The sequence below is a fragment of the Polaromonas sp. P3_B1 genome (genome assembly GCF_056402935.1).
Genome location: NZ_JBFUGK010000036.1, coordinates 1 through 20,839 on the forward strand (window position 1 = coordinate 1; position 20,839 = coordinate 20,839).

General features: G+C 66.5%; 21 protein-coding genes. 10 read left to right on the forward strand and 11 right to left on the reverse strand.

Annotation, left to right across the window (positions count from 1 at the left end; genetic code table 11):
- The 9 genes from AC1DXS_RS18915 to AC1DXS_RS18955 form a co-directional block, all read left to right on the forward strand.
- A partial coding sequence (locus AC1DXS_RS18915) for an MMPL family transporter (RefSeq protein ID WP_477739016.1) occupies positions 1 to 2,114 on the forward strand: 2,114 nt, incomplete at its 5' end.
- Positions 2,111 to 3,352 carry an NAD(P)/FAD-dependent oxidoreductase gene (locus AC1DXS_RS18920; RefSeq protein WP_477739017.1) on the forward strand — a complete coding sequence of 414 codons (1,242 nt, stop codon included), beginning with the start codon at positions 2,111 to 2,113 and terminating at the stop codon, positions 3,350 to 3,352. The genes AC1DXS_RS18915 and AC1DXS_RS18920, both read left to right, overlap by 4 nt.
- Positions 3,340 to 4,134, forward strand: coding sequence for a DUF3261 domain-containing protein (locus AC1DXS_RS18925; RefSeq protein WP_477739018.1), 795 nt, complete (start codon positions 3,340 to 3,342; stop codon positions 4,132 to 4,134). Before AC1DXS_RS18920 ends, AC1DXS_RS18925 begins: the two co-directional genes overlap by 13 nt.
- A gap of 10 nt (positions 4,135 to 4,144) precedes the next feature.
- Positions 4,145 to 5,323: a beta-ketoacyl-ACP synthase gene (locus tag AC1DXS_RS18930; RefSeq protein WP_477739019.1), complete on the forward strand. Its 1,179-nt coding sequence runs from the start codon at positions 4,145 to 4,147 to the stop codon at positions 5,321 to 5,323.
- Positions 5,324 to 5,332: 9 nt separating this feature from the next.
- Positions 5,333 to 5,806, forward strand: coding sequence for a hotdog family protein (locus AC1DXS_RS18935; RefSeq protein ID WP_477739020.1), 474 nt, complete (start codon positions 5,333 to 5,335; stop codon positions 5,804 to 5,806).
- A complete protein-coding gene (gene fabG, locus AC1DXS_RS18940; protein ID WP_477739021.1) occupies positions 5,803 to 6,531 on the forward strand; it encodes a 3-oxoacyl-ACP reductase FabG in 729 nt (242 codons plus the stop codon). The genes AC1DXS_RS18935 and fabG overlap by 4 nt, the downstream gene beginning before the upstream one ends.
- Positions 6,528 to 7,757, forward strand: a complete 1,230-nt coding sequence (locus AC1DXS_RS18945; protein WP_477739022.1) for a beta-ketoacyl-ACP synthase — start codon at positions 6,528 to 6,530, stop codon at positions 7,755 to 7,757. The genes fabG and AC1DXS_RS18945 overlap by 4 nt, the downstream gene beginning before the upstream one ends.
- 170 nt (positions 7,758 to 7,927) lie before the next feature.
- Positions 7,928 to 8,344, forward strand: coding sequence for a hypothetical protein (locus tag AC1DXS_RS18950; protein ID WP_477739023.1), 417 nt, complete (start codon positions 7,928 to 7,930; stop codon positions 8,342 to 8,344).
- 23 nt (positions 8,345 to 8,367) lie between these two features.
- Entirely contained in the window at positions 8,368 to 9,084 is a 717-nt protein-coding gene (locus AC1DXS_RS18955; protein ID WP_477739024.1) for a 4'-phosphopantetheinyl transferase family protein, read from the forward strand.
- A gap of 650 nt (positions 9,085 to 9,734) precedes the next feature.
- Here AC1DXS_RS18955 and AC1DXS_RS18960 read toward each other — a convergent pair.
- The 11 genes from AC1DXS_RS18960 to hutC all read right to left on the reverse strand — a co-directional run bounded on the left by AC1DXS_RS18960 (position 9,735) and on the right by hutC (position 18,937).
- Positions 9,735 to 10,055, reverse strand: a complete 321-nt coding sequence (locus AC1DXS_RS18960) for a CBU_0592 family membrane protein (protein ID WP_477739025.1) — start codon at positions 10,053 to 10,055, stop codon at positions 9,735 to 9,737.
- Positions 10,052 to 10,759 carry a class I SAM-dependent methyltransferase gene (locus AC1DXS_RS18965; protein ID WP_477739026.1) on the reverse strand — a complete coding sequence of 236 codons (708 nt, stop codon included), beginning with the start codon at positions 10,757 to 10,759 and terminating at the stop codon, positions 10,052 to 10,054. The genes AC1DXS_RS18960 and AC1DXS_RS18965 overlap by 4 nt, the downstream gene beginning before the upstream one ends.
- A gap of 217 nt (positions 10,760 to 10,976) precedes the next feature.
- A complete protein-coding gene (locus AC1DXS_RS18970; RefSeq protein ID WP_477739027.1) occupies positions 10,977 to 12,371 on the reverse strand; it encodes a formimidoylglutamate deiminase in 1,395 nt (464 codons plus the stop codon).
- 5 nt (positions 12,372 to 12,376) lie between these two features.
- Positions 12,377 to 13,198, reverse strand: coding sequence for an N-formylglutamate deformylase (gene hutG / locus AC1DXS_RS18975; protein WP_477739028.1), 822 nt, complete (start codon positions 13,196 to 13,198; stop codon positions 12,377 to 12,379).
- A gap of 51 nt (positions 13,199 to 13,249) precedes the next feature.
- On the reverse strand, positions 13,250 to 14,044 hold the full coding sequence (locus AC1DXS_RS18980) for an amino acid ABC transporter ATP-binding protein (protein ID WP_477739029.1): 795 nt from the start codon (positions 14,042 to 14,044) through the stop codon (positions 13,250 to 13,252).
- Positions 14,041 to 14,709, reverse strand: coding sequence for an amino acid ABC transporter permease (locus AC1DXS_RS18985; protein ID WP_477739030.1), 669 nt, complete (start codon positions 14,707 to 14,709; stop codon positions 14,041 to 14,043). The genes AC1DXS_RS18980 and AC1DXS_RS18985 overlap by 4 nt, the downstream gene beginning before the upstream one ends.
- A 17-nt stretch (positions 14,710 to 14,726) precedes the next feature.
- Positions 14,727 to 15,476, reverse strand: a complete 750-nt coding sequence (locus AC1DXS_RS18990; protein ID WP_477739031.1) for a transporter substrate-binding domain-containing protein — start codon at positions 15,474 to 15,476, stop codon at positions 14,727 to 14,729.
- 59 nt (positions 15,477 to 15,535) lie between these two features.
- The gene (locus AC1DXS_RS18995) at positions 15,536 to 16,261 is read right to left on the reverse strand and encodes an IclR family transcriptional regulator (protein WP_477739032.1); all 726 of its coding nucleotides are present in this window, start codon (positions 16,259 to 16,261) and stop codon (positions 15,536 to 15,538) included.
- Positions 16,262 to 16,447: 186 nt separating this feature from the next.
- Positions 16,448 to 17,662: an imidazolonepropionase gene (gene hutI, locus AC1DXS_RS19000; RefSeq protein WP_477739033.1), complete on the reverse strand. Its 1,215-nt coding sequence runs from the start codon at positions 17,660 to 17,662 to the stop codon at positions 16,448 to 16,450.
- Positions 17,659 to 18,219 carry a HutD/Ves family protein gene (locus tag AC1DXS_RS19005; protein WP_477739034.1) on the reverse strand — a complete coding sequence of 187 codons (561 nt, stop codon included), beginning with the start codon at positions 18,217 to 18,219 and terminating at the stop codon, positions 17,659 to 17,661. The genes hutI and AC1DXS_RS19005 overlap by 4 nt, the downstream gene beginning before the upstream one ends.
- Positions 18,220 to 18,226: 7 nt before the next feature.
- A complete protein-coding gene (gene hutC / locus AC1DXS_RS19010) occupies positions 18,227 to 18,937 on the reverse strand; it encodes a histidine utilization repressor (RefSeq protein WP_477739035.1) in 711 nt (236 codons plus the stop codon).
- Positions 18,938 to 19,130: 193 nt separating this feature from the next.
- On the opposite strand from hutC, the gene hutU reads away from it, so the two are divergent.
- On the forward strand, positions 19,131 to 20,837 hold the full coding sequence (hutU, locus tag AC1DXS_RS19015; protein ID WP_477739036.1) for a urocanate hydratase: 1,707 nt from the start codon (positions 19,131 to 19,133) through the stop codon (positions 20,835 to 20,837).
- Positions 20,838 to 20,839 lie beyond the last annotated feature (2 nt).

Below are 20,839 nucleotides of genomic sequence, written 5' to 3' on the forward strand. Positions count from 1 at the left end.
GGATGCGGCCGCGGGATGCGGCCGCGCGCTTTGACGCAACGCTGGCCGCCGCCCATGCGGGCCTGCGCCGCGCGGGCGACGGCGGCGCGGCGACGCAGGCCCTGGATTTTTACCGGCCCTGGCGCGATGCGCTGCTCACCGATGCCCAGCGCACGGAACTGCGCAACGCAGACACGCAAGCACTGGCTGCGCAGGCGCTGGAGCGGCTGCACGGCCTGAACACCGGCCAGCCAACAGCCTGGCTGGCCGACCCGTTGGGCTTGTGGAGCGCCTGGTGGTCGCAGCGCGGCGGGCTGACGGCCGCCAGGCCCCGCGACGGCCTGCTGTGGGTGGCCGACCCGGCCGGCCAACGCGACTGGGCGGTGCTGCTGTATGAAACCGAGGGCTCGGCCTTTCGCTTTGACGGCGATCGCCGCTGGGGCGATGCGCTCGACTCGGCCGCTGCGGCAGCCGCCGCGGCCGGTCCCGTCACCGTGCTGCGCGCCGGCGTGCCGCTGCATGCCGAAGCCGGCGCCGTCCAGGGCAACCGCGAGATGAACACCAWAGGCTGGGGTTCGCTGGCGGCCGTCATCGCGCTGGTGTGGTGGGCCTTTCGGGCGCTGCGGCCGGTGGCGCTGATCGCGGTGTCCTTGCTCGTCGGCTGCGCGGCGGCGCTGTCCGTCACGGTGTGGGTGTTCGGGCAGGTCCATTTGCTGACGCTGGTGTTCGGCGCCAGCCTGGTCGGCGTGGCCGAGGACTTCGGCATTCATTACTTCACCTCGCGGCTGGCATCGCCCGCCACCGCGCGCTGGCCGCTGATGAAACACCTGCTGCCCGGGCTGGCGCTGGCACTGCTGACCAGCGTGCTGGGCTACCTGGTGCTGGCCGTGGTGCCCTTTCCGGGCCTGCGGCAGATGGCGGTGTTTTCGGCCGTGGGCCTGGTCGCGGCCTTTCTCACCGCCGTGTGCTGGTTTCCGGCACTGGACCGCGGCACGCTGCGCGGCAGCCGCATGGCCGAGAGGGTGGCCGCCAGCCTGGCGCACTGGCCCACGCTGGGCGGACGCAGGCTGTGGACGCTGCTGGCAGTCTTCACCTTGCTGTGCGCCTGGGGCGTTTCGCGCCTGCATGCCAATGACGACCTGCGCCAGCTGCAGTCCTCGCCGCCGGAACTGATCAAGGACCAGATCGAAGTCAGCCGCCTGCTGCAGATTCCCAGCCCGGCGCAGTTTTTTGTGGTGCAAGGCCCCACACCCGAGGCCGTGCTGCAGCGCGAAGAAATGCTCAAAGACAAGCTGCGGCTGGATGCGGCCGCCATGGCCGGAACCGGCGCGCCCGCGCTCAGCGCCGTCTCCGACTGGGTGCCGTCCGCCGCGCGCCAGACGGAAAACCGCCGGCTCACGGCCCCCGCCGAGCAGCAGGTGCTGGCCAAAGTCAGCCAGGCGCTGGGCGAAGACCTGCAGCGCCCCGCCTTCGACCCCGCGCCGCTGGCGCTCGAAGCCTGGCTCGCCAGCCCCGCCTCCACCGCCACACGCGCCCAATGGCTGGGGCAGGTCGACGGCGGCTATGCCAGCGCCGTGCTGATACGCGGCCTGGCCAACCGCGCCCAGGCCGAAGCCCTGCACGCGCTCGGCGAGCAGGTCGAGGGCGTGCACTGGGTGGACCGTGCCAGCGACATGTCGGGATTGCTGGGGCGCTTTCGCGTCACCATGGGCTGGCTGCTGGTGGCCGGGCATGCAGTGGTATGGTTCGCCATGGCGCTGCGCTTCGGGCGTGCCGCCTGGCGGGCCTGGCTGCCGACCGCGCTGGCGTCGCTGGGCTGCCTGGCTGTGCTGGGCTGGCTGGGCGAGCCCTTCCAGCTGTTCAGCCTGCTGGCGCTGATGCTGTTACTGGGCATGGGCGTCGATTACGGTATTTTCCTGCTCGAGCACCGGGGCGAGGAGCAGGGCCACGCCTGGCTGGCCGTGCTGCTGGGCGCCATCAGCACCGGCCTGTCCTTCGGCCTGCTGGCCTTGTCCGCGACGCCGGCCCTGCATACCTTCGGGCTGACCCTGCTGACAGGGCTGACGCTGGTGTGCGTGCTTGCGCCCCTTTTCCGACTGCACAAGTCCCATAACCCCAACCCAAGGCAGGCATGACCCAAGAACAACAAGAACACACAGACATCCTGATCATCGGGGCCGGCCCGGCGGGCGCCGTGGCCGCGGGTTTGCTGCGCCAGCAGGGGCGCCAGGTGTTGATCCTTGAGCGGGAGCAGTTTCCGCGCTTTTCCATCGGCGAAAGCCTGCTCCCGCAAAGCATGGAATACATCGAGGCGGCCGGCATGCTGCGCGCCGTCGTCGAGGCCGGCTTCCAGTACAAGAATGGCGCGGCCTTCACCTGCGGCGACCGGCACACGGAATTCGACTTTCGCGACAAATTTTCGCAAGGCTGGGGCACCACCTACCAGGTGCAGCGCGCCCGCTTTGACGAGGTCCTTGCCAAAGAGGCCGCGCGCATGGGCGCCGAAGTCCGTTTTCGCCACGAAGTGCTGGCGGTGGACGTGGCCGGTGAGCGGCCCAGCGTCCAGGTGCGCGATGCGGACGGGCGCACTTACAGCGTGAGCGCCAACTTCCTGCTGGATGCGAGCGGCTTCGGCCGCGTGCTGCCCCGCTTGCTGGGCCTGGAATACCCTTCGGGCTTTCCCACGCGCGGCGCCATCTTCACGCACGTGCAGGACAACGCGCCGGCCGGTGCGGGTTTTGACCGGCAAAAAATCCTGGTCACAGTGCATCCCGAGCATTGCGACGTCTGGTACTGGACCATCCCGTTTTCCGACGGCCGCTGCTCGCAGGGCGTGGTGGCGCGCACCGAATTTCTGGCGCAATACACCGGCAGCGATACGGAGCGCCTGCAGGCACTGGTCAGCGAGGCGCCCGGACTGCGCACCCTGTTTGCCAACGCGGTGTGGGACACGCCGGCGCGCAGCATCACAGGCTACTCGGCCAACGTCAAATCGCTGTGGGGCAAGGGCTATGCGCTGCTCGGCAATGCGGGCGAGTTCCTCGACCCGGTGTTTTCCAGCGGCGTGACCATCGCCTTCAAGTCGGCCAGCCTGGCGGCCGCCTGCCTGAAACGCCAGGCGGCAGGCGAAAACGTCGACTGGGAAAACGAGTACGCGCGCCCGCTCAAGGCCGGTGTGGACACCTTCCGGGTGTTTGTCGAATCCTGGTATGCCGGCGGCTTCCAGAAAGTCATCTTTCACGAAAACGCCAGCCCCGAGATACGCCGCATGATCTCGTCCATCCTGGCCGGCTACGCCTGGGACACCGGCAACCCCTATGTCGCCGAGTCCAAGCGGCGGCTGGCCGTGCTGGAGGAACTGTGCGCGCCCTGAAGCACCTTGCCGCCGTGCTTGCCGCCGCGCTGGTGCTGGCGGCTTGCGCCTCTTCACCGTCCCTGCCCCCGGACGCTACGCCGCTGCTGCGCCTGGCCCCGTCATCGCTGGGACGCGAACTGGCGGTGGTGCAGCAACTGGACGTGCAGGCCGCGGGGCAGACGCGCTCGCTGGAGGTCGCGCTCGAGGCCGACGCGCAGTCGGTGCGTATGGCCTTCATGCAGCTGGGCCAGACCGTGGCGCGCCTCGAATGGGACGGCCGCAAGCTGGAACAAAGCCTGGCGCCGGGTTGGCCCAAGGTGGTCAGCGCGGAGCAGGTGCTCAGCGACCTGCAGCTGGTCTGGTGGCCGGCCGCGGCCGTACGCGAAGGCCTGGCGCCGGGCTGGCAGCTGGCCGAGTCGGGCCAGGCGCGCGAGCTGAGCTACCAGGGCCGCGCGGTGGTTTCGGTGCACAAACTGGGGCCTGACCACGTCGAGCTGGTACAACACACCCAAGGCTATGCCGTGCAGATCCATACCCGCGGCGCATCGCCGGTTTTTTCCTCGCCAYGAACTTCATCCTTGCCTCCTCAATTGACCGCTTACCTCCACGCGTTAGGCTGCATGGAAACTAATACTTGTACCCTCGCGCAAGCTCCTCTCTTGAGTAAGAGCGCTACGTGCCCGATTGAACTGCGCTGCGGCACGCTGGCGGCGTTGCTCGTCCTAGCGGACTGGTGTCCGCGTCGTCCTCCCGCCTTGCCAGCGCACCGCAGCGCAGCCCACTCGGGCACGTCCAACTGAGGAGCCAAGGATGATTTACCTCCATCCTCCGGGCGTCGTCTGTGCGCTGGGCCAAGGCATTCCCCAGGTGCGCGAAGCGCTGTGGAACACCGCCGGCCCCGGCGGCCTGACGCAGACCGAGCGCTATTCCCCGGGGCGCAGCCTGCCGCTGGGCGAAGTCCATGCCGCCCTGCCCAGCCTGGACCATGCCGCGCCGCAGTATCGCGTGCGCAACAACGCCATCGCCCTGCTGGCCCTTGCCGGCATACGCCCGGCTGTGGAGGCCGCGATCAACCGCTTTGGCCCCGGCCGGGTCGCCGTGGTGGTGGGCACCAGCACCTCGGGCCTGCCCGAGGGCGAGGCCGCTCGGGCACTGCATGAGCGCAGCGGCACCTGGCCCGCGGGCTTTAGCTACGCGCAGCAGGAACTCGGCAACCTCGCCGACTTCCTGGCCGCCGAACTGGGCCTCACAGGCATCGCGCACGTCATCTCCACCGCCTGCTCATCGGGTGCCAAGGCGCTGGCCAGCGGCGCTCGGCTGCTGCAGGCCGGCATGGCCGATGCCGTGGTGGCCGGGGGTTGCGATGCACTGGGCGCTTTCACCGTCGCCGGCTTCTCGGCGCTCGAATCGGTGTCGGCCGAGCGCTGCAACCCGATGTCGCTGAACCGGCGCGGCATCAACCTGGGCGAAGGCGCGGCGCTGTTCCTGATGACGCGCGAAGAAGCGCCTGTGCGCCTGGCGGGCTGGGGCGAAAGCTCGGACGCCCACCACATGTCGGCGCCCGACCCAACTGGCCGCGGCGCGATGCGCGCCATGCAGGCGGCGCTGCAGCGCGCCGGTGTGGCGGCCGCCGCAGTCGATTACCTCAACCTGCACGGCACCGCAACGCCGCACAACGACGTCATGGAAAGCCTGGCCGTGGCCGAGGTGCTGGGCACGGCCGTGCCGGTCAGCTCCACCAAGCCGCTGACCGGCCACACCCTGGCCGCCGCGGGCGCGGTCGAGGCTGCCTTCAGCTGGCTGACGCTGGTGGACAACCCGCAAGGCCTGTTGCCGCCGCACTGGTGGGACGGTGAGGCCGACCCCGCCCTGGCGCCGCTGCGCCTGGTGGCCCCCGGCGAAAGCCTGGGCCGCGCGCCGCACTACGTTTTGAGCAATTCCTTCGCTTTTGGCGGCAGCAATGCCTCCGTCCTGCTGGGGAGTGCCTGAATGAGCCCGATGGATGAAACCCTTCGCGTGGCGGACCTGGTCCCCCACCGCGGCACCATGAGCTGGCTGGACCGCGTCGTCAGCGTGGATGCCGAACGCGTGGTGGCCGAGGCCGACATCGGTGAGGCCAGCCTGTTCCTGCGCGGCGGGCAACTGGACGCCTGGATAGGCATCGAGTACATGGCCCAGGCCATCGCGGCCTGGGCCGGCCACCGGGCGCGCGGCCAGGGGCGCCAGGTTACCCTGGGCTTCCTGGTCGGCACCCGTCGCTACGAAGTGCGCCGCCAGTCGTTCAAGGTCGGGGATTGCCTGCGCATCGAAGCGGGCTGCGAACTGATGGCGGACAACGGCCTGGGCATGTTCGCCTGCAGGATACTGGTGGGCGGCGAGGTCGCGGCCATGGCCAACCTGTCGGTGTTCGAGCCTCCCGAAGGAGAGGCGTTTTTGAATGTGGAAGCTGAAAAAAAGGGAGAGGCATCATGAAAGGCTGCGTGCTGGTCACGGGATCGAGCAGGGGCATAGGGCGGGCCGTGGCCCTGCGCCTGGCCAAGGACGGCTACGACGTGGCCGTGCATTGCCGCCAGCAGCGCGAGCAGGCCGAAGAAGTGGCAAACGCCATCCTGGAGATGGGCCGGGAAGCGCGCGTGCTCTGCTTCGACGTGACCGACCGGGCCCAGGCCTCCAGCATGCTGCTGGCCGACATCGAGGCGCACGGTGCCTACTACGGCGTCGTCTGCAACGCCGGCATCGCGCGCGACAACGCCTTTCCGGCCATGAGCGGCGAGGACTGGGACGCGGTCATCCACACCAACCTCGACGCGTTTTACAACGTGCTCTACCCCGTGGTCATGCCCATGGTGCGCAGGCGCGCGCCGGGGCGCATCGTGACGCTGTCCTCGGTATCAGGCCTGATGGGCAACCGCGGCCAAACCAATTACAGTGCGGCCAAGGCCGGCATCATTGGCGCGACCAAAGCGCTCGCGGTGGAGCTGGCCAAACGAGAAATTACCGTGAACTGCGTGGCCCCGGGCCTGATAGATACCGACATGATTGAACCCCACGTGCTTGAAGAAGCCCTCCACATGATTCCCGCCCGACGCATGGGCCGCCCCGAAGAAGTGGCGGCTGCCGTGTCCTTCCTGCTTTCGGCCGACGCCGCCTACATCACGCGGCAGGTCATTTCCGTGAACGGGGGGATGGTCGGATGAAGCGCGTCGTCATCACCGGCGTGGGCGCGATCAGCCCGCTGGGCCACGACTGGCCCACCGTGCGCGCCCGCCTGCGCGAGGAGCGCAACGTGGTCCAGTACATCCGCGAATGGGACGAGTATGAAGGCCTGAACACGCGGCTCGGCACCCGCGCCGCGCCCTTTGAACTGCCCGCGCGCTACAACCGCAAGGTCACCCGCAGCATGGGCCGCGTCGCCATCATGGCCACCCTGTCCGCCGAAACGGCGCTGGCCGACGCGGGCCTGGCCGGCGACCCGCTGGTCACCAGCGGCAACATGGGCATCTCCTACGGCTCGTCCATAGGCTCGCCGGCCGCCATGGGCGACTTCGGCAACATGATTTCCCGCAAAACCACCGAAGGCATCAACGCCAACACCTACATCCGCATGATGTCGCACTCGGCGGCGGTCAACATGGGCGTGTTCCTGGGCGTCACCGGGCGCATCATCCCGACCTCCAGCGCCTGCACCGCCGGCAGCCAGGGCCTGGGCTACGGCTTCGAGGCCATCCAGAGCGGCCGCCAGGTCGCCATGCTGGCCGGCGGGGCCGAAGAGCTCGACGCCACCGACGCCGCCGTCTTCGACACCCTGTTCGCCACCAGCACCAGCAACGACACGCCGCAGCTCAGCCCGCGGCCCTTCGACGCCGAACGCGACGGCCTGGTGCTGGGCGAAGGCGCGTGCACGATGGTGCTTGAAGAGCTGGAGCACGCGCGCGCGCGCGGCGCGAAAATCCACGCCGAAATCATCGGCTTCGGCACCAACAGCGATGGCACGCATGTGACCCAGCCCAATCCGCGCACCATGGCGCAGGCCATGCGCCAGGCCCTGGCCGGCGCAGGGCTGCCACCCGAGGCCATCGGCTACATCAATGCGCACGGCACCGCGACCGAGCACGGCGACGTCGCCGAAACGCAGGGCACGCACGAGGTCTTCGGCGGCCGCACGCCTATCAGTTCGCTCAAAAGCTATATGGGCCATACCCTGGGCGCCTGCGGCGCGCTGGAAGCCTGGATGAGCGTCGAGATGATGCGCGACGGCTGGTTCGCGCCGACCCTCAACCTGCGCAATGTGGACCCGCGTTGCGGTGAGCTGGACTACGTGCGCGAAGGCGGGCGCAACCTGCAGACCGACATCGTCATGAGCAACAATTTTGCCTTCGGCGGGATCAACACCTCGCTGATCCTGCGGCGCTGGGCCGATTGACCATGCAACAACAGCCACAATCAGAATTCACCGGACGGGCAGGCCATGCGGCCCGCCCGTCCACCGTCCCCCATCACGAAGGCCCGGAGCAGCGAACTCGCGCCTGAATGAAAAAAGCAGCCGGGCAGACAAGCCGGCAGATCGTCAACCACAGAGAGAGGGAACACACCATGAAATCGAAATTTTTTGCCGGCCTGGTACTTGCACTGGCTTTTGCCGCCGGCCCCGCCAGCGCGCGCTGGCCCCTGCCCATCGTGAACTATCCCGATGTCCCCGTGGTCACCAGCAGCGGCAACCCCCCCAGCGCGGCGCGCGTCAAGGAAGCCATCCTGGCCGGTGCGGCGGCCAAGAACTGGACAGTCGCCCAGCAGGCCGACGGCAACCTGCAAGCCACGCTCAAAGTTCGCGGCAAGCACACCGTCATCGTGCAGATCACCTACACACCGGTCAAATACTCGCTGACCTACCAGGACAGCATTGACATGAACTACGGCCAGCGTAACGGCGAGCCTGTGATTCACCCCTTCTACAACACCTGGGTGGGCGAGCTCAAGGAATCCATCCGCGGCGAGATGCTCAAGCTCTGAACGGCCACCGGGCAAGGCCAGCGATGAGCGCCAGCACGTCCGGCCCCGCCCTCACCCGCCTCAGGCTTGAAAGCATTGAGGCCATCCACGCCGGCCTGTCCGGCCTGGGCATGGACTGGCTCAGCCAGGAAGAGCAGTCTCGCCTGTCGGCCATGACGGCGTCGCGCCGGCGCACGCAGTTCATCGCCGGGCGCTGGCTGGCCCGCCAGTGCCTGGCGGCCCACGCCGGCGGCCGCTGGCAGGACTACGCCCTTTCGGCGCCCGACGACGGCGCACCGCAGATACTCACAAGGCCATCCGCCTCTGAACAGGGGTATTTCTCGCTAAGCCACAGCGGCGACTGGCTGGCCTGCGCGGTCTCTCCGCGACCGGTCGGCGTGGATGTGGAATGCAGCGACCGCACGCGCGACTTCCAGGCGCTCAATGAATGGATGAATGAGCCCCCGGCACTGCAGGACATGCCCGCCAGTCCGCAGGACCAGCAAGCCTGGTTTTACGCACAGTGGACACTCAAGGAAGCTTGGCTCAAGCAGGTGACTTCAGCGACGCCCATGCCGGCACCACGGCCTTCCATGCGGTCGGCCCGGTTCACGCCTTGCGGGGATAGCCCCGGCACGGCCATGGTGGGGCAGGGCGCGGCCTTCACCGTGGCGCTCTCCCCGGCCACGCCCGCCACCCTGCAATGGGAAGGCTGCGCTTTGGGGCAAGTCCAGTGGGCTAGCTGGCAACATGCCGATTGAGGCGCTGAGGTGTTTTAGGTTCCGGAGCCGGGAGTCGCCCGGCATGCGACTCACTTTTCTTTGCTTCGCCAAAGAAAAGTAAGCAAAAGAAAGGCGACCCTGGTGTCTGCGACCCTTCGCTTCGCTACGGGCAGCCTGCGGTGCTCGGTCCAGCCGGGGTCAAAAACAACTCGCCTTCGGCTCAAACAAGTTTTTGCCCTGATCCGTCTGGCCCTCCGCTCCTCGGCGCATACACAAGGGGTGAGAAAGGAATACCAAACAGCCGAAGACAAAAAAAACGAATACCTGAAGAAACAAGGACACGCCACGGCGTGTCCTTGTTTGTATTTGTCTTCTTTGTCTTTGGTATTTGGTTCCCGTTCCCGATTGCCCCGTCCTGGCTGGGCCGAGGAGCGCAGAGACAAGCGGATAAGGGCAAAAACGTGTCTGAGCCGCAGGCGAGTTGTTTTTGACCCCGCTTGGCTCGAGCACCGCAGGCTGCCCGTAGCGAAGCGAAGGGACCCAGACTGCGGGTCGCCTTTTCTTTTGCTTACTTTTCTTTTGGCGAAGCAAAAGAAAAGTGAGTTGCCGCCGGGCAACCCCCGGCCAGCAGGATTAAGAGAAGAGCGCCCTGCCAGAACAGGACCTGGCCTCGACCCTTCACCAGTGTTTTAGCTCCCTATTAGCCCACCAGCCCTGAGCATCCCCACCACCCCCACCAAAATCCAGAAAAGATTCAGCAGCGAATAAGCCGCATCCCGTTTGAGCAACGAGCACCATGACAGCATGATCGCGTCGACGGTATTGAAGGCCCAGACAAACAGAAAGGGGCTGGCTGGCCCCATCCAGCTGACCAGGCCGAAGCTGAAGATGCGCATGAGCACACCGATCATTTCGATGATGCGAATGTTGTCCCGGATAAAGCCGTTGACCACCGCCGGCAGGCCCAGGCGATCCGCGCGAGCGGCAGGCGCGGCGGCAGCGCCGCTCAAGGCTTCACCGCCACGGCATTGACCAGGGTTTCTTCACGCTCAGCGGGCAGGGGTTTGCCTATCCACTCGAGAAAGCCCAGGTCGGGCCGGCTCCACCACAGGTAAGGCAGGGAGATGCGCGCGTCCGGCAGCTCAAAGCCGGCCCGCCTGACCATGGCGATGTATTCGGGCGCGGTGCGCTGCACGTCCATGGGGTGGCGGAACAGCAGGCGTATGGGCAGCGAATGGATGTATTTGCGCGTCGACTCGGCGAACAGCAGCACGCCCCCGGGCTTGAGCACCCGGAAGAACTCGGCCATGGCCTCTTCCTGGGCCACGATGTGGTGAAAGGTCTGGTGGCAAAAAACCATGTCGAAATGCCCGTCGGGCCACGGCATGCGCGAAGCGTTGCCGGCATGCAGTTCCACCGGGCTCGCGCAGGCCCTGGCTTCGGCGCCCGCGCGCTGCTGCAGATCCGGGTCCATGTCCATGCCGACGATCAGCTGGGGCGAAAAGCGCTTGGACAGCTCGGCGAAGGAATGGCCGAAACCGCAGCCCACATCCAGCACCCGGTCGTAGCGCGCATCAGTCGGCAGCAGCGTTTGCAGGTCGTTCAGCGCGCGGTTCAGCACATGGACCTTCCAGGTCATGGTGCGCAAAAACCAATTGCCGAAGCCGGTTTCCTCAACAAATGCGTCGACAGCCGACGTGGCATTCATGGTCATTCAACTCCCCCTTGTGTCGATTCTTTTTGGGTCGGGCCGGCGGTTGCCCGACAGGCCTGGTCTATGGACCAGACCCGGCTGGCGCCTGAAACGGCTGCCAGTCGTGCTCAAGGATCAATTGTCGGGCAAGCCGGCCCCAAAAGCCGGCAAATCGTCGAGGAAAAGAAGGAAATAGGGCCAAAGCGCTTGCGACGCCCGGCCAGGCTCATTACGCGCCCTATCGCACGCCGTCCCACAGCTCCCGCATGGCACGGGCAAAGGCCTGCGCGCGCTCGGGCGAAGGCGCGGCGACAGGCTCGCCCGCCACAAACACCTCGCCAAACGCCGCCCCCGGGCTGGAGAACACCAGCGCATCCAGCAGATGGCCGGCCGGCACGCCCAGCAGCGCAGGGGATTCGATATCCAGCGTGACGAAGTCGGCGCGGTGGCCGGGTGCCAGGCCGCCTTGCATCTGGCCGGTGGCCGGCAAGCCCCCTGCCAGTGCGGCTTCAAACAAGCCGGCGGCGCTGCTCTCGCTGCCCAGCACGCGCGCGGCGATATTTCGCTGGCGCAGCGTGAGGCGCTGGGAATATTCCAGCAGGCGCAGCTCTTCGGGCCAGCTGCGCGTGACGTGGCTGTCGGAGCCTATGGACCAGCGGCCGCCCGCGGCGGCATAGGCCGGCAGGTCGAACACGCCGTCGCCCAGGTTGGCCTCGGTGGCGGGGCAGATCACAATGGCTGCGCCCCTGCCCTGCACGCCTTGCAGTTCGGCCGGCGTGGCATGGGTGGCGTGCACCAGGTTCCAGCGGGCGTCGACGTCGGCGTTGCCCAGCAGCCATTCAATCGGGCGCTGGCCGGTGTGGGCGATGCAATCCTCGACCTCCTGGGTCTGCTCGGCGATATGGATGTGCACCGGCAGGCCGGCTTGTTTCGCCGCAGCCGTGAGTTCCTTCAAGGCGGCCGGCTCGGCGGCGCGCAGCGAGTGCAGCGCCACGCCGACATGGATGCGGGCATCGCCTTGTGTTTGGCGCCGCACCTGCTCGACCACGCGCATCACGCTCTCGGGCGTTGACGAAAACCGGCGCTGGTCCTCGCGCAGGCCCGAGGCCTTGAAGCCGGAACGCATGTACAGCGTGGGCAGCAGGGTCAGGCCTATGCCGGTGCGCTGGGCCGCGCGCACCAGGGCCAGCGACATCTCGGCCGGATCGGCATAGGCCGCGCCACTGACATCGTTGTGCAGGTAATGGAAATCGCAGACCTGGGTGTAGCCGCCGGCCAGCAGCTCGGCGTAGAGCTGGCCGGCAATCGCCTCGAGCTGCTCGGGTGTGATGCGGTTGGCCGCGCTGTACATGCGGTCGCGCCAGCTCCAGAAATCGTCGGACGCATGGGTGCCCGCGCTGCGGCGCTCGGTCAGCCCCGCCATGGCACGCTGGAAGGCATGGCTGTGCGCATTGACCAGGCCCGGCAGCACCGGGCCGGACAGCCGCGTTGCACCCTGCTGCTGCACTGCCGTGGCGCCGGGTTGCACGCTGTGCCAGCTGCCGTTGGCGGCCACGGTGAGCAGCACGTCTTTGGCCCATGCGCCCTGCACCCAGGCCTGGGGGGCGAAAAATGTTTTTGTATCGCTGCGCATGGCGGTCAGGTGTAAAGATGGATGGCAGCTTGCAGCGCGCCGGACACCATCATCTTCAACAAGGGCTGCACCTGCCACGCCAGCGCTTCGTCATAGGCGTAGGGCGGCACTTCCTGCATGTACAGGCTCTGGCACATCTCCAGTTGCACGGCATGCACGTCCTCGGCAGGCCGGCCGTAGTGGCGCGTGATGTAGCCGCCCTTGAAGCGGCCGTTGACGGCGGTGCTGATGTGAGGCGCGGCTTCACAGGCCTGCACCACCGCGGCGGTGATGGCCTCATCCGCGCTGGCGCCGCCGGCCGTGCCGATGTTGAGGTCGGGCAGCTTGCCTTCGAACAGCCAGGGGATGTGCGAACGTATGCTGTGCGCGTCCCACAGCAAGGCAAAGCCGTGCTGCGCCTTCAACCGCGCGAGTTCGGCGGCCAACGCCGCATGGTAGGGCTGCCAATAAGTTTCGCGCCGCCGCGCGCGCTCTTCGGGGCCAGGCTCATGGCCGGGCCGGTAAAGCGGCGCGCCGCTGAAAAAGCGCGTGGGGCACAGCTCGGTGTTGGACGCGCCCGGGTACATGGGCGCATCGTCGGGCGGGCGGTTCAGGTCTATCACGTAGCGCGAGTAGCGCGGCCGCAAGACGCTGGCGCCCGCAGTGGGCAGGCACTTATAGAGCCGGTGCAGGTGCCAGTCGGTGTCCTCGACCTGGAGTGCTTCGGGCGTGTAGCCGTCCTGCAGCGCGGCCGGTATCTCGGTGCCTATGTGCGGCATGCTGACCAGCAGCGGCACCGTGCCGCGCTGGAGGCTGAAAACTTCGCTGTCGTCGCTGAAGTCACTCATGGGATTTCCTGAAAAAAGTGGGGCGCGAGGGCCCGGAAGATGTCGGCGCGATCAGTTGCGGGACAACACGGCCTGAAGGAAATCACGCGTGCGGGCCTGCGTGGGCCTGGTAAAAATGATATCGGGCGGCCCGGCTTCGATCAAGGCGCCGCCGTCCATCACCACCACGACGTCGGCGACCTCGCGCGCGAAATCCATTTCATGGGTCACGACCATCATGGTCATGCCCTCGCTGGCCAGCAGCTTCATGACCTGCAGCACTTCGCCGACCAGCTCGGGGTCCAGTGCGGAAGTGGGCTCGTCAAACAGAATCAGCTGGGGTTGCATGGCCAGCGCGCGGGCAATGGCGACCCGCTGCTTCTGGCCGCCCGAGAGGCTGGCCGGCATGGCATGGGCTTTTTGCACCAAGCCCACCTTGTCAAGCAAGGCCAGGGCCTCGGCTTCGGTTTGCTGCCTGGACAGGCCGCGCACCTTGCGCGGGCCGACGGTGATGTTGTCGATGACCGACAGGTGCGGAAACAGGTTGAAGGACTGGAACACCATGCCGACGTCTTCGCGCAAATGGTTCAGCGCCTGGTCGTCCAGCATGCGGCCGGCGTCGGCCAGCAGGCGCCCGCAGATCTCGACCCGGCCGCTGTCGGGTTTCTCCAGCCCGTTGCAGCAGCGCAAAAACGTGCTCTTGCCGGAGCCGCTGGGGCCTATGACCACCACCACCTGCGAAGGCTGGACGTCAAAATCAATGCCCTGCAGCACCACGTGCTCGCCGAAGGACTTGCGCAGTCCCCGGATGTTGACGATGGGTTTGCCGGCGGCGGGCGTGCCGATGGCGGGTTGCGGCGTGTTCATTGCACCATGCCTCCGGCGCGCAGCCGCTGTTCGATGCGGCGCAGCGCCAGCGTCGTCAAGCCGGTCAACACAAAATACATGACGGCAATCACGAGATAGACCTCCAGTGAACGGTAGGACACGCTGATGATTTTCTGCCCCTCATGCATCAGCTCATGGATGGTCAGCAGCGACACCAGCGCGGAGTTCTTGATCAGCGCGATGAATTCGTTGCCCAGCGGCGGGATCATGCGCACCAGCGCCTGCGGCAGGATGATGTTGCGCATGGCCGTGCCGTAGGACATGCCGACGGACCGCGCGGCCTCCATCTGGCCCTTGTCGATGGACTGGATGGCGCCGCGCACGATCTCCGACACATAGGCGCCGGAATAAATGCCCAGGCCGATCACGCCGCACACAAAAGCCGGCAGCATGATGCCGAACTGCGGCAAACCGAAAAACAGGATGAAGAGCTGCACCAGCAGCGGCGTGCCGCGTATGGCCGCCACATAGCCGGTGCACAGCGCGTAGACCACGCGCCGGGCCGGATTGAGGCGCCCTATCCCCACCAGCAAACCCATGATGCAGCCGAGCACCAGGGCCACCGCGGTGATTTCCACGGTCACCAGCGCACCTGAAAGAAGGTTGCGCCAACCCGCGAAAGCCGGGGAGAAATCGAGTTCCATCCGATGCGCTCCCGGCCTTATTTAGCGGCGGTGGTGTTGCTGAACCACTTCTTCACGATCTGGGCATAGGTGCCGTCGGCCTTGAGCTTGGCCAGGGCGCCGTTGACGGCCTTGGTCAGCTCGGGCGTGTCCTTGCGCAGTGCCATGCCGTACTCTTCGGTGGTGAGCTGCTGCTCCAGCACGCGCTGGCCGCCGCGGGTGCGCACATACTGGAAGGCGGCCGGCTTGCCGGTCACGGCCGCGTCAGCGCGGCCTATGTCGACCAGGTTGAACATCTCCTGGTTTTTCTCGACTTCCACCAGCTGCACCTGCGGGTAATTGGAGGCCAGGTAGCCGACGGACTTGGTGCCCACCTGCACGGTCACCTTCTTGCCGTTCAGGTCGGCCAGCGTCTTGATGGCGGTATTGCCCTCTTTCACCATGGCCACCAGGCCGCCCGCATAGTAGGAGTCGGTGAAGTCCACGACCTTTTTGCGTTCGTCGGTGATGTAGATGGCCGACACCGCCATGTCAAAGCGCTTGGAGACCAGCCCGGGAATCAGGCCCTTGAAGTCGATGTCCACCCATTCGATGCGCTTGTTCAAGGTCTTGGCGACGGCTTCCACCAGTTCGATGTCAAAGCCGGTGCGCTTGCCGCCTTCGACGAACTCCATGGGCGGAAAGGTGGCGTCGGTCCCGACACGAAGCACGTCCTGCGCGTGCGCGCTGAGAGTGGCCAGTCCGAGGACGGCAAAGCAGGAAACAAGGAATTGGCGGCGAAGGTTCATGGGGTTTTCTCCAGGGGGTTAAATCAATTCATGGGTTCAAGGACTCGGCTGCCGGGCTGTCAGCGGCTCAAGCTTCGGGAAATGCGGGCGGCGGTCACCACCGCCATCTGGATCAGGGGCGGGTGTTTGCCCTCAATGCGCACGCTGGGCGCCATCAGGGTCAGAGCGCCGACGGCTTGCTGCCCCATGGCGAACAGCGGCACACTCACGCCCCAGACACCGGCATCCACCTCGCTATCGCTGACGGCAAACCCGGCCTTGCGGATCCCGGCCAGCTCCGCCAGCAATTCAGGGCTTTGCCGATCAGGGCCGAGCGCGGCGCTCAGTGCCGCGGCCGGCATGTGGGCCATCAGGCATTTCGCCGAGGCGCCTTTTTCCAGGGGCACACTGCGGCCTTTTTCAAAAGAGCAGCGCAAGGCCTGCCGGCTCTCGACCATGTCGATGCAAACGGCCTGGCCGTTGACCGCGACAACCAGGCCGACGCTTTCCTGTGATTGCTGTGCCAGCATCAGCATCTCCTGGCGCGCCTGCTGCGCGAGGTGCGAGGCCATGTCATAGCCCAGGGCCAGTTGCAGGCTCAGGGGGCCGGGCGCATAACGGCCGTCCGTTTCAAGCACAAAGCCCCAACGCTTGAGCGAATTGAGCTGGCGGTAAAGCGTGCTTTGGCTCAAGCCCGTCCGGCCCAGCAGCTCCACCGCCGTCAAGGGCCGGCCCTGCTGCGCCAGGGTGGCCAGCACCACCAGCGCGCGGTCGACGGCGGAAACGGCGGGGGCATCGGGCAACATCGCGTCAGTATCCGGTTCTTGCCTGTACGCGCAAAGCACTATTTCTCATTGGCTGGGAATGGTTGTTTCTTTTTTGGCGCCGGGCAGACGAGCGCCGCGCCATGGCCGCCCGCTCAGACGCGACAGCTCAGGTGCCGGCGCGTGGCTGTCCACACGCCGGCACAGTGCACCGGCGTGCGGCAACATTCATACCAAACGGCCTTTGAAAACGGTTTGCAGGCGCGGGTTGGCGCCAAAGGCATAGCTCAACTCGGCAGGCCGCTGTACGTCCCACAGCACAAAGTCGGCACGCATGCCCGGTGCCAGCACGCCACGGTCGCGCAGGCCCAGCGCCGCAGCCGCATGGCGCGTGACGCCGGCCAGCGCCTCTTCGGGCGTGAGGCGAAACAGCGTACAAGCCATGTTGAGCATCAGCAGCAAGGAGGTGCAAGGCGAGCTGCCCGGGTTGCAGTCGGTGGAGATCGCCATGGGCACGCGCTGCTCGCGCAGCAGTTCCACAGGCGGCAAGCGGGTTTCGCGCAAAAAGTAAAACGCGCCAGGCAACAGCACCGCCACCGTACCGGCAGCCGCCATGGCCTTCGCTCCCTCAGCCGACAGCCATTCAAGGTGGTCACAGCTGAGTGCGCCATAACGCGCGGCGAGCTGCGCGCCGCCGCTGTCGCTGAGCTGCTCGGCATGCAGCTTGACCGGAATGCCGAGGGCCTTCGCCGCCGCGAAGACGCGCTCCGTCTGCGCGGTGCTGAAGGCAATGCGCTCGCAAAAGGCATCGACCGCATCGACCAGGCCTTCGGCGTGCAGCACAGGCAGCATCTCAAGCACGGTATCAACATAGGCGTCGGTGCGGCCGGCAAATTCGGCGGGCACGGCATGCGCGCCCAGAAAGGTGGTGCGCACGTCTACCGCATGGGCCTGCCCCAGTGCGCGCGCCACCGCAACCGTCTTGCGTTCATGCTCCAGCGCCAGGCCGTAACCGGATTTGATTTCCAGGGTTGTCACGCCTTCGGCGATCAAGCTCCTGAGCCGGGTTTCGCTTTGCGCCTGCAATTGCGGCGCGCTCGCGGCACGCGTGGCCTTGACCGTAGACGCGATGCCGCCGCCGGCGCGGGCGATCTCTTCATAAGTCACCCCATTGAGGCGCAGTTCAAATTCATGGGCGCGCTCGCCGCCATAAACCAGGTGGGTGTGGCAGTCGATCAGGCCGGGCGTGATCAAGGCGCCGCCGGCATCATGCTGCTCACCACAGCGTGCGAGCAGATCTGCCGGCAGCTCGGCGCGCGGGCCGGCCCAGGCGATGGATTCGCCCTCAACAACCAGTGCGGCGTCTTCGATCAATCCGTAGGGCTGGGCGGCATCGGCCTGCAGCGTGGCGACCTTGCAGTGTGTCCAGAGTTGCAGGCTCATGCGGGAATCTCCATCCAGAGGGCTTGCTGCGCGGCGACACGCACCGCGGCGCTGCCCCTCACCGTGCGCCAGGCCAGGCTGGCGGGGGCCAGCTGCAGCACGTCTTCATCCAACAACACGGTTGCGGCGGAGGCATGCGCATACACGGCGATGGTGGTGCCATCATGCAAGGTTTCGGCAAACCGACCTTCCACGCGCAGCATGCGCGATGGCTTGGGACCCCTGCGCACCATGAGGTTGAAGTCGCGCGTCTTGCCGGCTATCAATTCACAGCCCGTGGCGGCGCCGCCGTCAAAAAACAGGGGCACGTCGGCGGCCGTGACACGATGCGGAACGCCCGCCACGTCAAGCTGCACGCCCGCGCCTTCGAGCACTGCGAACCAGCGCTCTATGCCTTCGAATTTCGAGAAAGGGCCGCTTTGGTCGACGTCGGCCACCGACATGCGCCAGGCCCAGTCGCCCGCAGCTGGCCACATGGCCAGCTCGCGCGTGACGCCGCCGCCGTTGCGCCAGGGCGTGGCGGGGATGTCGGCCAGGCGGACGATGTTCCAGCTCATTGCGGCCTCATGCCTGGAACTTCCCGGCAAAGCTGTAGCGCGAGCCCGGGTAGACCAGGCGCGCCACACTGGCGATGTTGGCGCCGCTGACGGTGCGCCGCATCATGGCCAGGCAGGCCTCGCCCTGCTTGATCTCCAGGTGTTTGGCCTCTTGCGCCGAAGGCAGGCAGGCTTCGATGGAATAGCTGGCCTCGGTCAGGGGGGCCTCGGCCAGCAAGTGGTGCGTAGGCGTGGTCTCGCTGAAATCGGTTTTCAGGTAATTCGGCGCGGCCGCCGGGTTGACGTAACGGTCCTCGTACTGGATGGGAACGCCGTTTTCGAGGTGAATCAGTATGGTGTGGAACACCTTCGCGCCGGGCCGCAGGCCCAGGGTGCGCGCCAGGTCGGCGCTGGCTTTTTCGGATTCGGCCAGCAGCACGCGCGATGTGTGCACATGGCCGCGTTCCGCCACTTCCTCGTGGATGTCACGAATGGTAAGCGTGGAAGAGATACGGTGCAGTTCGGCCACAAAGGTGCCCGAGCCCTGGACACGCGTGACCAGGCCTTCGCCCATCAGCTCGCGCAATGCGCGGTTCACCGTCATCCGGCTCACGCCGAACTGCTCCATCAGCACGGCTTCGCTGGGCACAGGATCGCCCGGCTTCCAGGTGCCGGCGCTGATGCGCTTCTTGATGAATGCCTTGACTTGGCCGTAGGCAGGCAGGGGTGTGGTGGCCATGGTTCAGCGCAATGTTCGCGGATGTAAGTAAAAAAACATTGTCACGCAAATCCGCCGGGCGGCCCTGCGCGCACAAACCCTAGCTTACTCCAGTTGACACAAGTTGTATAGACAACTACGATTTACGCCAATCAACGCCCGGCGCTTTGTCCGGGCGGGCCCGATCCCTTTGTTTTTATTTCCGGAGCAGCCCATGTCCGACCTTTCCAAAACCCCGTTTCTTGACAGCAAGGCCCGCCCGGTGCGCGCCCCCCGCGGCAGCACCCTGAGCTGCGCCAACTGGCAGATCGAGGCGGCCTACCGCATGATCCAGAACAACCTGGATCCGGAAGTCGCCGAAAACCCCGACGAGCTGGTGGTCTACGGCGGCATCGGCAAGGCCGCGCGCAACTGGCCGGCCTTTGACGCCATCCTCGATTCCCTGCGCAAGCTCAAGGCCGACGAAACCCTGCTGGTGCAGTCGGGCAAGCCGGTCGGCGTGTTCCGCACCCACACGGGCGCGCCGCGCGTGCTGATCGCCAACTCCAACCTGGTGCCCAAGTGGGCGACCTGGGAGCACTTCAATGAACTGGACCGCGCGGGCCTGATGATGTACGGCCAGATGACGGCCGGCAGCTGGATTTACATCGGCACCCAGGGCATCGTGCAAGGCACGTATGAAACTTTTGTGGAAGCGGGCCGCCAGCATTTCAACGGCGACCTGGCCGGCCGCTGGGTGCTGACCGCCGGCCTGGGCGGCATGGGCGGCGCGCAGCCGCTGGCCGCCACCTTTGCCGGCGCCTGCTCGCTCAACATCGAGTGCCAGCAGTCGCGCATCGACTTCCGGCTGCGCACGCGTTATGTCGACAAGCAGGCCGCGAACCTCGACGAGGCGCTGGAGATGATCAAGCACCACACCGCACGCAAGGAGGCCGTCTCCATCGCGCTGTGCGGCAACGCGGCCGAGATAGTCCCCGAACTGGCCCAACGCGCCAAGGCCGGCGGCCTGCGCCCCGACATCGTGACCGACCAGACCTCGGCCCACGACATCATCAACGGCTACCTGCCGGCCGGCTGGACGGTCGCACGCTGGCAGGCCGCACAGAAAGACCCGGCCCAGCATGCGGCGCTGACGCAGGCGGCCGGCGAATCCTGCGCGGCACACGTCAAGGCCATGCTGGCCTTCCACGAAATGGGCATTCCCACGGTGGACTACGGCAACAACCTGCGCCAGGTCGCCAAGGATTTCGGCGTGGCCCAGGCCTTTGATTACCCGGGTTTTGTACCCGCCTATATACGCCCCCTGTTCTGCCGCGGCGTCGGCCCCTTCCGCTGGGTGGCGCTTTCGGGCGATCCGGAAGACATCAAAAAGACCGACGCGAAGATGAAAGAGCTCTTCCCGGACAACAAGCACCTGCACCGCTGGCTGGACATGGCCGAGGAGCGCATTGCCTTCCAGGGCCTGCCGGCGCGCATCTGCTGGATTGGCCTGGGCGAGCGCCACCGCGCGGGCCTGGCCTTTAACGAGATGGTGAAAAACGGCGAGCTCAAAGGCCCCATCGTGATTGGCCGCGACCACCTGGACAGCGGCTCCGTCGCCTCGCCGAACCGCGAGACCGAAGCCATGAAGGACGGCAGCGATGCCGTGAGCGACTGGCCGCTGCTCAATGCCCTGCTCAACACCGCGAGCGGCGCGACCTGGGTCAGCCTGCACCACGGCGGCGGCGTGGGCATGGGCTACTCGCAGCACTCGGGCGTGGTCATCGTCTGCGACGGCACGGCCGAGGCCTCGGAGAAACTGGGCCGCGTGCTGTTCAACGACCCGGCCACCGGCGTGATGCGCCATGCCGATGCGGGCTACGACATCGCCAAACAAAGCGCCAAAGACAACGGGTTGAACCTGCCCATGATGGGAAGCTGAAC